The 12,659-nt window shown below is 70.3% G+C and carries 16 protein-coding genes; 12 read left to right on the forward strand and 4 right to left on the reverse strand.

Features of this window, described 5'->3' with window-relative positions; translation table 11 throughout:
* The first annotated feature begins 109 nt into the window (after nucleotides 1-109).
* From minD to A7B18_RS13980, 12 genes are all read left to right on the forward strand, one after another.
* Nucleotides 110-910 carry a septum site-determining protein MinD gene (gene minD / locus A7B18_RS13925; RefSeq protein WP_102127300.1) on the forward strand — a complete coding sequence of 267 codons (801 nt, stop codon included), beginning with the start codon at nucleotides 110-112 and terminating at the stop codon, nucleotides 908-910.
* Between the two features lies 1 nt (nucleotide 911).
* On the forward strand, nucleotides 912-1,169 hold the full coding sequence (minE, locus tag A7B18_RS13930) for a cell division topological specificity factor MinE (RefSeq protein ID WP_102127301.1): 258 nt from the start codon (nucleotides 912-914) through the stop codon (nucleotides 1,167-1,169).
* Between the two features lie 100 nt (nucleotides 1,170-1,269).
* Nucleotides 1,270-2,355 carry an FtsW/RodA/SpoVE family cell cycle protein gene (locus tag A7B18_RS13935; protein WP_245872888.1) on the forward strand — a complete coding sequence of 362 codons (1,086 nt, stop codon included), beginning with the start codon at nucleotides 1,270-1,272 and terminating at the stop codon, nucleotides 2,353-2,355.
* 53 nt (nucleotides 2,356-2,408) lie between these two features.
* Complete coding sequence (locus A7B18_RS13940) at nucleotides 2,409-3,356, forward strand: helix-turn-helix transcriptional regulator (protein ID WP_102127302.1); 948 nt, start codon at nucleotides 2,409-2,411, stop codon at nucleotides 3,354-3,356.
* Entirely contained in the window at nucleotides 3,353-4,204 is an 852-nt protein-coding gene (locus A7B18_RS13945; protein ID WP_102127303.1) for an SDR family NAD(P)-dependent oxidoreductase, read from the forward strand. The genes A7B18_RS13940 and A7B18_RS13945 overlap by 4 nt, the downstream gene beginning before the upstream one ends.
* 35 nt (nucleotides 4,205-4,239) lie before the next feature.
* Complete coding sequence (locus A7B18_RS13950) at nucleotides 4,240-5,025, forward strand: DUF429 domain-containing protein (RefSeq protein ID WP_102127304.1); 786 nt, start codon at nucleotides 4,240-4,242, stop codon at nucleotides 5,023-5,025.
* Entirely contained in the window at nucleotides 5,022-5,609 is a 588-nt protein-coding gene (locus A7B18_RS13955) for a YdeI/OmpD-associated family protein (protein WP_102127305.1), read from the forward strand. The genes A7B18_RS13950 and A7B18_RS13955 overlap by 4 nt, the downstream gene beginning before the upstream one ends.
* Complete coding sequence (locus tag A7B18_RS13960) at nucleotides 5,606-6,025, forward strand: cupin domain-containing protein (protein WP_245872889.1); 420 nt, start codon at nucleotides 5,606-5,608, stop codon at nucleotides 6,023-6,025. Before A7B18_RS13955 ends, A7B18_RS13960 begins: the two co-directional genes overlap by 4 nt.
* A gap of 77 nt (nucleotides 6,026-6,102) precedes the next feature.
* A complete protein-coding gene (locus tag A7B18_RS13965) occupies nucleotides 6,103-7,047 on the forward strand; it encodes an aldo/keto reductase family protein (protein ID WP_102127307.1) in 945 nt (314 codons plus the stop codon).
* Between the two features lie 117 nt (nucleotides 7,048-7,164).
* Nucleotides 7,165-7,605, forward strand: a complete 441-nt coding sequence (locus tag A7B18_RS13970) for an HIT family protein (RefSeq protein ID WP_102127308.1) — start codon at nucleotides 7,165-7,167, stop codon at nucleotides 7,603-7,605.
* 81 nt (nucleotides 7,606-7,686) lie between these two features.
* Nucleotides 7,687-8,649 carry an ABC transporter ATP-binding protein gene (locus tag A7B18_RS13975; protein ID WP_102127309.1) on the forward strand — a complete coding sequence of 321 codons (963 nt, stop codon included), beginning with the start codon at nucleotides 7,687-7,689 and terminating at the stop codon, nucleotides 8,647-8,649.
* On the forward strand, nucleotides 8,642-9,514 hold the full coding sequence (locus tag A7B18_RS13980) for an ABC transporter permease (RefSeq protein ID WP_102127310.1): 873 nt from the start codon (nucleotides 8,642-8,644) through the stop codon (nucleotides 9,512-9,514). The genes A7B18_RS13975 and A7B18_RS13980 overlap by 8 nt, the downstream gene beginning before the upstream one ends.
* Before the next feature lie 109 nt (nucleotides 9,515-9,623).
* Here A7B18_RS13980 and A7B18_RS13985 read toward each other — a convergent pair whose 3' ends face one another.
* The 4 genes from A7B18_RS13985 to A7B18_RS14000 all read right to left on the reverse strand — a co-directional run bounded on the left by A7B18_RS13985 (nucleotide 9,624) and on the right by A7B18_RS14000 (nucleotide 12,626).
* The gene (locus A7B18_RS13985) at nucleotides 9,624-9,977 is read right to left on the reverse strand and encodes a hypothetical protein (protein WP_102127311.1); all 354 of its coding nucleotides are present in this window, start codon (nucleotides 9,975-9,977) and stop codon (nucleotides 9,624-9,626) included.
* A gap of 113 nt (nucleotides 9,978-10,090) precedes the next feature.
* Complete coding sequence (locus A7B18_RS13990) at nucleotides 10,091-10,282, reverse strand: hypothetical protein (RefSeq protein WP_102127312.1); 192 nt, start codon at nucleotides 10,280-10,282, stop codon at nucleotides 10,091-10,093.
* 8 nt (nucleotides 10,283-10,290) lie between these two features.
* Nucleotides 10,291-10,716 (reverse strand): hypothetical protein, encoded by a 426-nt coding sequence (locus A7B18_RS22030; RefSeq protein ID WP_180970170.1) that lies wholly within the window; start codon nucleotides 10,714-10,716, stop codon nucleotides 10,291-10,293.
* A gap of 44 nt (nucleotides 10,717-10,760) precedes the next feature.
* Nucleotides 10,761-12,626: an amylo-alpha-1,6-glucosidase gene (locus A7B18_RS14000; protein ID WP_102127313.1), complete on the reverse strand. Its 1,866-nt coding sequence runs from the start codon at nucleotides 12,624-12,626 to the stop codon at nucleotides 10,761-10,763.
* Between the last annotated feature and the right edge of the window lie 33 nt (nucleotides 12,627-12,659).

Raw genomic sequence — 12,659 nt, forward strand, 5'->3', positions numbered from 1 at the left:
GTAACACGGCAGCCCACCCGCCCCCTCCTCAACCCGCCGGGTCCTGAGAGCGGACAGGCACCTCCGCGTGTCCTTGATTTTTCATTCACGCGGTACACTGCCCCTCGTCATGAATGCCAAGGTCATTGTGGTCACGTCGGGCAAGGGGGGCGTGGGAAAGACCACGACCACCGCGAACATCGGCGCGGCGCTCGCCCGCTTAGGGGAAAAGGTCGTCGTGATCGACGTGGACGTGGGGTTGCGCAACCTCGACGTGGTGATGGGGCTCGAATCGAGGGTGGTCTTCGACCTGATCGACGTGATCGAGGGCAAGTGCCGCCTCTCGCAGGCCCTGATCCGCGACAAGCGGGTGGAGACGCTCTACCTCCTGCCCGCCTCGCAGACGCGCGACAAGGAGGCGCTGAACGCCGAGGTCTTCCGCGCGGCGGTGCGCCAACTGATCGAAGAAGAGGGCTTCGACCGGGTGCTGATCGACTCGCCCGCCGGGATTGAGTCGGGCTTCAAGACCGCCGCCGCCCCCGCCGAGGGAGCCCTGGTGGTCGTGAACCCGGAGGTCTCCTCGGTGCGCGACGCCGACCGCATCATCGGGCTGCTCGAAGCCCAGCAGATTCGGGAAATCCGGCTGGTGATCAACCGGCTGCGGCCCAAGATGGTCGCCAGCGGCAACATGCTTTCTGAGGCGGACGTGCTCGAAATCCTGGGGGTCAAGCCCATCGGCGTGATTCCCGAGGACGAGGGCATCCTGGTGAGCACGAACGTGGGCGAGCCCGCCGTGCTGGGCAAGACGAAGGCGGGGACGGCCTTTATGGACACTGCCCGGCGCCTCAAGGGGGAGGACGTGCCGTACCCGAACCTGGAGGAAAACCGGGGCTTCATCGCCATGCTGCGCCGTCTGTTCGGGGGGGCCTGACATGTTCTCGTGGCTCCGGGGCAAGCGCAGCAAGGAGACCCTCAAGGACCGCCTCGAACTCGTCCTCGCCTACGACCGCGCGCAGATTCCGCCCGGCAAGGTGGACGCCCTGCGCAACGATCTGCTGGAGGTCGTGCGGCGCTACTTCCCGGCGGGCAACAGCAACGTGGAGGTCGAGCAGCGCGGTGATCAGGTCGTGCTGACGGCCAGCATCGCGCTCGACGAGAGGCCGGAGAACGCGGGACGACCGGGGCGCTGAGCCTGGGGGAGGGCGGGGGCCGAGGGCACACGCTCCTCGGCCCCCTCGCCTTTCACCTCCCCGCCCCTACGGCTGAGTAGCCTGGAGGGGTGATCCGGCCATGAACCTGAAGTACGACCTGCGCTTCCCCCTGGTGGTCGCCGCCCTGCTGGTCGTCGGCCTGATGACGGTGAGCACGGCGGCGCTGAGCCCGAGGGCCGCACCCGGCATCTTTTCCAAGCAGGTGATCGGGGTCGTCCTCGCCGCCGTCCCGGTGGCCCTGCTGTGGTGGGCGGGGCGGGACCGGGCCTACCGCGCCGCGCCGTACCTCTACGCGGGGGCGCTCCTGCTCCAGGCGAGCACCTTCGTCATCGGCAAGGAGGTGAACGGGCAGCAGAATTGGATCGTGGTGGGCCCAGTGCAGTTCCAGCCGCTCGAACTCCTCAAGTTCGCCCTGATCCTGATGCTGCCCGTCGTACTGCGCAATGGGTATCAGGGGGCGAAGACGTACGCGGCGGCCCTGGCGGTCTTCCTCCCCGCCCTCGCGCTGGTGGTGTTGCAGGACTTCGGGGGGGCGCTCGTGCTCGGCGTGATGTTCGGGGTGATGATGCTGGCCGCCCGGGTGCCGTGGTGGCACGCGCTGCTGGCGGTGGTCGCCCTGGGGGTGGCCTTTCCGACCCTGGTCTACCCGCACCTGGAGCCGTACCAGCAAAAGCGGCTCACCATCTTCCTCGATCCCTACCAGGAACCCAGGGGCGCGGGGTATCAGGTCATCCAAAGCACCATCGCGGTCGGATCGGGTGGGGTGCAGGGCAAGGGGTACAGGCAGGGGTCGCAGTCGCACAACGGCTTCCTGCCCGAGGCGCACACCGACTTCGCCTTCTCCTCGTGGGCGGAGGAACAGGGGCTCGTGGGCGGGCTCGCCGTTCTCGTGCTGTACGGAGCGCTGTTCTGGCGGCTGTCGGGCATGGCCGCCGAGTCGCCGCGCTTGCAGGACCAGATTCTCTTCGCGGGGGTGCTGGGGCAGCTCGGGGCGCAGGTGCTTGAAAACGTGGGGGCGGCGCTGGGCCTGTTGCCGCTGACGGGCGTGACCCTGCCCCTGATCAGCTACGGCCTGAGCAGCCTGGTCACGACCCTCGCCACGCTGGGGCTCGCGTACGTGGTGTACCGGGACAGGTACGGCGGGGGGGTCTGTGAGCCGGGATAGGGAAGCACAAACGGTCAGGCGCTTCCCGTTCCCCCGGCTTACGCTGACGGGGCATGGCGACTTCAGGGGGCAAAGACCGGGCGGCGGCGCTCCTCGCCCTGCTGCTGGGCGAACTCGGGGAGGTGCGGCGGGGCGAGGACGTGGCGCGCGGGGTCAACCTCAGCCGCTCGCACGCGGCGCGGCTCTTCCGGGCGCGCTTCGGGGAGAGTCCGGCGGCCTTTCGCCGTCGGCTGACGCTGGAACGGGCGGCGTGGACGCTGCGGCACACGGCGGGCAGCGTGACGCAGATTGCGCTGGAGGCGGGCTTCGACTCCCTGGAGGGCTTCACGCGCGCCTTTTCCCGCGCCTACGGCACCTCGCCGAGCCTGTACCGCCGGGTGGGCCTGCGTTCTCACGTCCTCCCTTCCCCTGACGGCATTCACTTTCAGTCCCTGGGGGTCGCCCTGCGGACGGAGGATCATATGGACCTGCTCGACCACCTGCTCGCCTTCGACGAGGCGTTCGTCCGTCAGGCCCTCGCACACGCCCGCGCCCTGCCGGGCCGAGCACTCGACACGCCGTTGGGGGAGGCGCAACCCCTGAGCTTCGAGGCGCCCGACCGCACGCTGCGCGACCTCCTCGACAAGTTGGTCATGAACAAGGAGGTCTGGGTGGCGGCGGTGCGTGGCGGCGAGTTGCCCACCGAGAACCGGGACCGCACCCCGGACGGGTTAGAAGCGCGGGTGAACGTCGCCTTTCCCGCCTTCCGCGCCCTCGCCCGGGAGGTGCAGGCGGAGGGCCGGTGGCGGCAGACCTTCGTGGACGCCCTGTGCGAGCCGCCCGAGGTCTTTCCCTACGGCGGGATGCTCGCCCACGTCCTCACCGTGGACGCGCACCGCCGCCACCTCCTGAGCGCGTGGCTGTGGCGGCTGGGGGGGCGGCTGGACGCCGATCCCATGCTGTTCGGCAGTCTGCCCACTCCGCCCCGGGGCCAGGTTGTCTCGGCGGAGGAGCGGGCATGAGCGGTCCACTCGCGGGTCAGGTCGCCCTGGTCACCGGGGCCTCGCGCGGGTTGGGGCGCGCCACTGCGCTGGAACTTGCGGCGGCGGGCGCCCACGTGATCGTGACGGCCCGCAGCACGCGGGGGCACAGTACGCAGGTGACGCTGCCCCAGACGACGGTTGACGACACGGCAGACGCCATCCGCGCGGCAGGTGGTCAGGCTACGCCGCTGAGGTGCGACCACACCGACCCCGCGCAGGTCGAGGCCGTCATCCGGCACATCGCGGACGCGCACGGGCGGCTGGACGTGCTGGTGAACAACGCCTGGGGCGCGCACGACGGGGACGTGGGCGGCAGCGCCCCGGAGCTCTGGGACGAACCCCTGGAACAACTGCGGAACATGCTGCTGGCGGGGGCCTACAGCGATTACGTCACCAGCCTGCTGGCGTTGAAACACGTCCTGGCCGGGCAGGGGCGCGGCCTGATCGTCTCCACCACCTGGCACACCGACGAGCCGCCGGGCTGGGTGCCCTACGAGGTCAGCAAGGCGGCGAAAAACCGCCTCGTCTACGCTCTCGGGCACCAGTTGCGTGACCGGGGGATCGCGGTGGTCGGGGTCGCGCCCGGGTGGATGCGCACCGAGATCATGCTCCAGCACCACACCGAGCAGGAACTCGCCGGGCAGACCGAGACGCCCCACTACGCCGCCCGGGGCATCGTCGCCCTGGCCGGCGATCCCCAGGTTTCCCGGCACACCGGGCGCATTCTCAACGTGGGTGAGCTGGCGGACCTCTACGGTGTGACCGATCTGGACGGCACGCAGCCTCAGTGGTACGCCCGTCACTTGGAAGGGCGCGCGGGCGGCTGAGTGCAGAGGAGTGTCCTCTTCCGGTAACGTGTTCCATGCGCTTCATCGGCCTCGACCTCGCCTGGTCCGCCCGTAACCCCACGGGTGGCACCGTCATCGAGGGGGGCGCAGGAGGCGGGCGGCTCCTGGACACAGCTCTCCTCTCGGACGACGCGAGCGTCCTCGCCTTCGTGGAGGCCCACGCCGGGGAGGGTCCGGCCATCGTCGCCATTGACGCGCCGCTCACCGTCCCCAACGTCACCGGGCGCCGCCTTGCCGAGGCGGAGGTCGGGGCCGTGTTCGGACGCTTCCAGGCGTCGGCCCACCCCACCAACCGCACCCGGCTGGCCGACGCGGCGGGCGTCGTTCGGGGAGAGGCGCTGACACAGGGTCTAGAGGCGCGCGGCTTCGTCCACGACCCCCGAATTCCGGCTGGAAAACCCGTTCGCCGAGTTGTTGAGGTCTATCCGCACCCGGCGACGGTCGCCCTCTTCGGACTGAGCCGCACCCTCAAGTACAAGAACAAGGGACAGGCGCGCGAGGTGATGGACGCCGCCTGGATCAGCCTGCACCCCCACCTCGCTGCGCTGGAACACGCCGACCCGCCGCTGACCGGGCTCGACGCCCACCTCTCCGTGAACCCCGCCGCCCTGCGTGGCCGCGCCCTCAAGAACCACGAGGACCGCACCGACGCCATCCTCTGCGCCTACATCGCCCTGTACGCCCACCGCTGGGGTCTGGAACGGAGCGAGGTGCTGGGCACGCTGGAGGGCGGCTACATCTTCACGCCGACCCTGCCCGAACGCTGGAACGCCTCCCGGGCCGTGGAGGTCTCCCCGTGACTTTGCCCGACGTCGCCTTCGAGCCGGACTCCCGAGCGGACTGGCGGGTATGGCTCGAAGCCCGCCACGACACGGAAAAGGGCGTGTGGCTCGTGCTGCGCAAGAAGTCGGCGGGTCCAGTCAACCTCAGCGGGGACGACGCGGTGGAAGAGGCCCTCTGCTTCGGCTGGATCGACTCCAAGCCGCGCAAGCTCGACGGGGCACGCTCCATGCTGTATATCGCCCCCCGCAAGCCCGGCAGCGGTTGGAGTGCCGTCAATAAAGCCCGGGTGGAGCGGATGCAGGCGGCGGGCCTGATGACTCCGGCGGGACAGGCGAAGATCGACGCGGCTATCGGGGACGGCTCGTGGACCCTCCTCGACGCGGTGGACGCGCTGGAGGTGCCGACCGACCTGGAGGCAGCGCTGGCGGAGGAAGGCGCACGCGAGCAATGGGACGCCTTCCCCCGCAGCGCGAGGCGGGGCATCCTCGAATGGATCGCGCAGGCGAAGACCGCCGCCACCCGCGAGAAACGGGTGCGCGAGACGGCGACGCTGGCGGCGCGGGGCGAACGGGCGAACCAGTGGCGACGGGGAGCACGGTGACCGCCGAGGAGATCATCCGCCTGCTGGGCCTGGAACCTCACCCGGAAGGCGGGCACTACGTCCAGATTCACTCCGACGCGCGGGAGGTGGACGGGCGGCCCGTGTGCACCTCGATCTATTTCCTGCTGCGGGCGGGCGAGGTCTCGCACTGGCACCGGGTGGACGCCACCGAGGTCTGGTGCCACCACGCGGGGGCGGCGGTGGAGCTGGCGCTCTGGGAGGGGAGCGAGGTTCGCCGTCTGCGCCTGGGACCCGACCTCGCGGGCGGTGAGCGGCCCCAGGGGATCGTGCCCGCCGACGCGTGGCAGAGCGCGCGTTCCCTGGGCGAGTGGAGCCTGGTGGGCTGCGTGGTGGCGCCGGGCTTCCGCTTCGGCGGCTTCGAGCTCGCCCCGCCCGGCTGGACACCGCCTGTCTGACGCGTTTTCTCCGCCTCCGCCTTAACCACCCCTGAATCTGACGGGCCCCTTACCCGCGAGTCGCTAGATTGGGCCGCATGGAATACCGCAACCTCGGCAAGAGCGGCCTCAAGGTCTCGGAGGTCTCTCTGGGCGGCTGGGTCACCTTCGGGCAGACCGTGAACGACCAGAGCATGGTGCGCGACATCGTGATGAAGGCCTACGAGGAAGGCGTGAACTTCTTCGACCAGGCCGACGTGTACGCCCGCGGCAAGTCCGAGGAGCTGATGGGAGCCACGTTGCGCGAGCTGCCCCGCCACACGCTCGTCATTTCCTCCAAGGTCTTCTGGCCGATGAGCGACGACGTGAACGACCGCGGCCTCTCGCGCAAGCACATCCTGGAGAGCATCGACGGGAGCCTGAAGCGTCTGGGCACCGACTACCTCGACATCTACTTCGCCCACCGCTACGACGAGACGGTCCCGATGGAGGAGATCGTGATGGCCTTCGATCAGGTCGTCCGCGACGGCAAGGCGCTGTACTGGGGCACGTCCATGTGGCCCGCCGCCCGCATCGCCCAGGCGGTCGAGTTCGCCAAGGCCCACGGCCTGCACGCCCCCGTCACCGAGCAGCCCGAATACTCCATGCTGCGGCGCGACCGGGTGGAGAAGGAAATCCTGCCCTACACCGAGGAGGCGGGCGTCGGCCTCGTCGTGTGGAGCCCGCTGGCGATGGGTCTGCTGACCGGCAAGTACGATCAGGGCCGTCCCGAGGGCGCGCGCCTGAGCGACAACGAGAACTGGGGCAAGAATTTCCTGACGGAAGAGAACATCCAGAAGGTCCGCGACCTCAAGCCCATCGCCGACGGTCTGGGCGTGACCCGCGCCCAGCTCGCCATCGCCTGGCTCCTGCGCCAGAAGGGCGTGAGCAGCGTCATCACCGGGGCCACGCGGGTCGAGCAGATCGAGGAGACCGTGAAGGCGGCGGGCGTGAAGATGGACGCGGACGCGCTGGGGCGGATCGACGACATCCTGAACCGCTAGGTGTAGGCGAACGGGGCAGGGGGTGGGGGAAGGGTCCCGTCCCCTGCTTGGTTTGCCGCGCTGGCGGGGAACAGCCCGGTCTCTCGATGAGGCCGCAGGAGCTACGCTGTTTCTCCCATGACCCCCTGCTCCCTCTGCCAGCCCACTCTCGGCCCCATCATCGCCGAGGGGGAACACTGGCGAGTCGTCCTTAACCGCAACCAGAACCTGCTCGGCAAGCTAATGCTCGTGCTGCGCCGTCACGAGGAGCGGGTGTCCGAGCTGCGCCCTGACGAGTGGGCGGAGTTGCACCTGGACATGCGGCGTACCGAGCGGGCGCTCACTACGCTCCTGCAACCCGACCACTTCAACTTCCTGTTCTTGCGGAACCAGGACCGGCACGTTCACCTGCATGTCGTTCCCCGATACGCGGCGGTGCGGCTTTTCCAGTCGCTCGCTTTCGAGGACCCGGACTACCCGGCGCACTACGCGGTTCCCTCGCCGGTTCGGTACCTCGCGGACGAGCGTCAGGAGGCGTTGGCCGCTGCGCTCAGGGAAGCATACGAGCGGAGGGCATGAGGGCACGGGGAACCTTCTCCTCCTGGCCCTTTGCAACTTCCGACGCACGCCCCTCCCACCCCTGCCCTCTATCCTGACGGGATGGCGGCCATCGAGACGCGGGAACTGCGCAAGGTCTACCGGGGGCGGGCGGTCGTGGACGGCCTGAACCTCACGGTGGGGGAGGGGGAGGTCTTCGGCTTCCTGGGCCCCAACGGGGCGGGCAAGAGCACGACCGTCAAGATGCTCCTCGGCCTCGTCCACCCCACGGGCGGGGAGGTGCGGGTCCTCGGCGGGCGGCCCTTCGACCCGGCGGTGCGGGCCCGGCTGGGCTTCCTGCCCGAGCAGTTCCGCTTCCAGACGTGGATGACGGCCCAGGAGTTCCTGCGCTTCCACGGACGGCTGGCGGGGTTGAGGGCAGACGAGGTTCAGGCCCGCGTGCCGCAGGTGCTCGAAACGGTGGGGCTGGGTGGGCGCGGCGGCGAGGCGATGAGCGGCTACTCGAAGGGGATGCTTCAGCGCGCGGGCCTCGCGGCGGCGATCCTGGCCCGGCCCCGCCTCGTCTTTCTGGACGAGCCGACCTCGGCCCTCGACCCCATCGGGCGCGTCGAGGTGCGGGAGATCATCGAGCGGCTCAAGGCCGAGGGCGTGGCCGTCTTCCTGAATTCGCACCTGCTGTCGGAGGTCGAGCAGGTGTGCGACCGGGTGGCCTTTGTCAAGGCCGGGCGGGTGCTGCGGCAGGGCACGATGCGCGACCTTCAGGGTGGCGTCCTTCCCGTGGACCTGCGGGTGGATCACCTCTCGCCGGGGCTGCTGAGCGCGCTGAGGGGGCTCGGCGAGGTCCGGCACATCGACACGAACACCCCGGGCCGCGCGGACGTGGAGCTGTGGCTGGAGCGGGAGGAGGCGTTGCCCGCCCTCGCGGACGCCGTTCACGCCCACCGCGCCCGGCTCTACGCACTCTCGCCCCGGCGCCCGGACCTGGAGACGATGTTCCTCGAACTCATCGAGGATACGCCGGAAGCCGCCCGCGCCCCCCGCACCCCGGAGGCGGCCCGTGCGTAATGTCCTCCTGATCGCCGAACTCAGCCTGCGCGAGGCGGTCCGCAAGCGGCTGGTAATCGTGCTGCTGCTCCTCACCGCCGCCTTCGTGGGCTTTTACCTCTACGGCATCGTGCGGCTGGAGCAGACCCTCGACCAGCGGGCCGCTGACCTCGGGCTCGACGGTCGCAGCGTGTATGGGGCGGCGAACGCGCCCGTCATGTACGCCACGCTGTTCGGGATGTACCTCGTCTTTTTCCTGGGGTCGCTGATGGCCGTGCTCTCCACCGTGGGGGCGGTCAGCGGGGACGTGGAGAGCGGCGTCATGCAGAGCGTGATCGCGCGGCCCATCACCCGGGCGCAGCTCGTGTTCGGGCGTTGGGTGGGCTTCACGCTGGTGAACGTGGGGTACGTCGCCCTGATCAGCGGGGCGCTGCTGTGGGGCATCCGGCTCATCACGGGCTTCGTGCCGCCCGCGCCGCTGCCCGCCGTGGGGCTGATCCTGCTCGCCATCGCCCTGATCACGGCGCTGACGGTCCTGGGAAGCACCCTGTTCACCACGCTGGCGAACGGCATCGGCGTCTTCGTGCTGTACGGGGTGGGCTTCGCGGGGGGCATCCTCAGCACCATCGGCTCCTTCGCGGACAGCCCCACGCTGACCTCCCTCGGGCGCCTCGCCAACACCTTGATGCCCACCAACTCGCTGTGGCTGGGCGCGAGCTACCACCTCCAGCCCGAGGTGCTGCGGCAACTGGGGCAGGCGGCGCGGGGGGCCAACCCCTTTTTCGGAAGCGAGCCCCTCGCACCGGGGTTGATCGTGTGGGCGTGCGCCCTCGCCGTGCTGGCGGTTGCCGCCGGGATGTGGCACTTCAGCCGCCGGGATCTCTAGCGGGATTGACCCAGGAGCGCCGTCAGGCTGAGAGGAGCGAAGCGTTTCGTTTCGGGAAGAGGAGACACTTCACCTTTTAGAGGTGACCGCTCTAAAGGTTTGGAAAGGCTCAGAGCTCGGCCTCCTCGGGCGGGAGGGGCACCGCGCGCCAGTTCGCCTCCGCCGTGTCGTCGTTGCCCTGGCGGCCCGGCCCGGCGGTGTCGTGGCAGGTAAAGCTCATCAGGGGCCAGCTCACCCGGCCCCCTCGCAGGTTCATCACGTACCTGCCGTGCTGGGCCGCTCCGGGAACGCGTCCCGTGCTGCTCCGGTACTGCACCTCCAGCCGCTCGCCCGGGCCGACCTCGGGCAGGCTCGAGTCCGTGACGACGCCCTCGAAGGCGCGCTCCGGGTCGTGGACCTCGCCGCGCCACGCGCCGCGCAACTCGATCACCGCGGTTCCGGAGTTCCAGTTCTCCTGAGTCATGCCCCAGGGAAGCCCACGGGCTCGTGAAGGGGATGTGACCGCCCGGGCTTTTCTAGACACGACGGGGGGCCAGCGACGGGTGGGTCGCTGGCCCCTGGAGCGCGCGGGTCAGGCTAGAGGTCGAGGGGATCGGGCATCTCGGTGGCGGCCCGGCCTTCTTCCTTGCGGTGCTCGTTGATAAAGCCCTTCTCGCGGGCCGGGAGGTTGCCCTGGCTGGCGGTCGAGTCGCCGAGGTCGGGCCGCTCGTCGCTGTGCTCGACGGTGGGATTGGGGCTGGTCGGGATATTCGCGTCGCGGTCGGTCATGGGTCTCCTTATTCCTTCTCGTGGGGGCGGGGCATGGCGTCGGGGATGGTGGGCTCGGTGCCCGGGGTCGTCGTGACCACCACGACCCTGGGGCCCAGCTCTGGGTCGGGCTGCCGAGCGGCGGGGAGCAGGTCGGTGGGGTGTTCCGGGGCCGCCTCGCCGCTCTCCGGGTGGTCTCCGCCCAGCTCGCGCATCAGCCGTTCGCGGGCGCCGATCTCGTCGTCCACCCGGCGGATGTCGTCGCGGATGCCCTGGAGGATGCCCACGTCGGCTCCTGCGTGGTACGAGCGGCCTAAGCGCGCGTAGAGCAGGTCGAGTTCGCGGGTGAGCTGGAAGACCTCCAGGCGCAGCCGCGCGACCTGCGCGACCTCCTCGCCCCGGCGCTGCACCCGCCCGGCCCCCCGGCGCACGCTGTTCAGAAGGTTGTCCAGCATGGCGTGATTCTCGCCCCCCCTCCCGGAAGGCGGGTGAGCGGGCGTTAAAGAAGGGTCGCGCCCACCGTTTCACGCTCCACGGGCTCGGCGAGCAGGTGCGCGAGGGCCAGGGGAATCGCCGCGTCCCAACCCTGTGGGTGGCAGGCGGCGGGGTAGGGCACAGGAGGGCCGTCCTCCCGGGGGAAGCCCGCGAACAGCTCGCTCAGGCGGTGATCGGTCGCCCAGCGCGCCGCGTCGAAGAGGGCCCGGGTGACCTGCCGCGCTTCCTCGTGCAGCCCGTAGCGCTCAAACCCCAGCGCCGCGACCGCCGTGTCGTGCGGCCACACGCTGCCGTTGTGGTAGGACACGGGGTTGAAGCGAATCTCGTTCACCCCCAGCGTGCGGATGCCCCAGCCGCTCCACAGCTCGTCTCCCAGGGCGGTGCGGGCCACCTGCTCGGCGTACTCGGGCGGGATGATCCCCGTCCAGAGCGTGTGCGCCGGGTTCGACACGAGGACGCGCAGAGGCCGCTTGTCCCCGTTCAGGCCGTGGACGTAGTAGCCGCGCTCGGGCCACCAGAAGGCGCGCTGGAAGGTCTCGCGCAGGCTTGCGGCCCGCCCCTCCCACTCCGCCCCTCTTTCCGGTTCGCCCAGTTCGCGGTACATCCGGGCGGCGGCGAGGTAGGCCGCGTAGGCGTACCCCTGCACCTCGATCACGGCGACGTGACCGCTCACGTCCACCCCGCCTTCCGTGAAGGTGGAGTCGCCGCTGTCCTTCCACACCGCGTTCGTGATGCCGCCGGGGTCGGGGGTGTACTCGATCAGGCCGTCGCCGTCCGGGTCACCCAGGGTGGTCAGCCACTCCAGCGCGGCCTCCCAGTTCGGGCGCAGCTCACGGGCGAGGTCGGGGCGCTTCTGGCTCAGCTCACCCACCAGCCACACGAAAAGGGGTGTGGCGTCGGCGGTCGCGTAGTAGGGGCGGTGCGGCGTGCGGCCCAGCCGGGTGAGCTCGCCCACCCGCTCCTCGTGCATAATCTTGCCGGGCTCCTCCAGCGTGGCCGGGTCGTGCTTCCTCCCCTGCCGCGCGGCCAGGAAGCGGGCGACGGTCACGGCGAGGTCCGGGTGCTGTTCGTGCACGAGAAGGGCGATGATCAGGCTGTCGCGGCCAAAGGGGGCTACGAACCACGGCAGCCCCGCCGCCGGGAAGGGGCCGAAGTCGGTGTGGAAGCTCAGGCTGCGCAGGTCCTGCACGCTGCGCTCGACCACCTGCGCGTCGAGGGGGTCGGGCAGCGTGACGGGCGGGCGCAGGGCCGCGTACTCGCGGGCAAGGGCGTCCGGGTCGCCGGGAGTGGGCTCCTCGTCCCCCTGGAGGGGAAAGACGCTCACCCGAATCTCGGTGTCCCCGGTGATCTCCCAGACGAGCGCCCCGCCGTCCCAACTCGGCGCCGGGCTCGCCCGCACGAGCGTCCGGCAGCGCAACCCGTCCCGGGCCGTGTAGCTGAACTCCACTCCGCCCGGCGTCTCGCGCGCCTCCACCTCCCGCGCGCCGAGCTTGCCCGGCCAGCCGCGCACCTCGAACATGTCGAGGAAGTCCGCGCCGAGCTCCAGGCTCAGGCGGTGGGTGCCGGGCTCGTACAGGGTGACCCGCAGGTGGTCGCGCAGCTCGGTCCCGGTGACGGTGAGGTCGCGGGTGATCCCGACCCGCATGGTGTAGCCCACGTTGGGGTTCGCCGCCTGCTCGTGGAGCCAGAAGGGCCAGCGCTCGTGCAGGACGAGGTGCTGCGGGGGCTGGCCGTCCAGCCTCCAGGCGTAGCGGGAGAGGTATCGGGTGTCGCGGCGGTACAGGCCCCCCTCCTCGCCGACAGCCTGGTAGTGGCGGTTGCCGACGAGGTAGAGGTCGTTTTCCTTGAGGACGGTGCGGGTGCTCAGCATGGGGGTCTTTCTGGGGTGGGGGAGAGGAGGATG

The sequence above is a fragment of the Deinococcus planocerae genome (assembly GCF_002869765.1).
In the GTDB taxonomy this organism is placed as follows: Bacteria; Deinococcota; Deinococci; order Deinococcales; family Deinococcaceae; genus Deinococcus; species Deinococcus planocerae.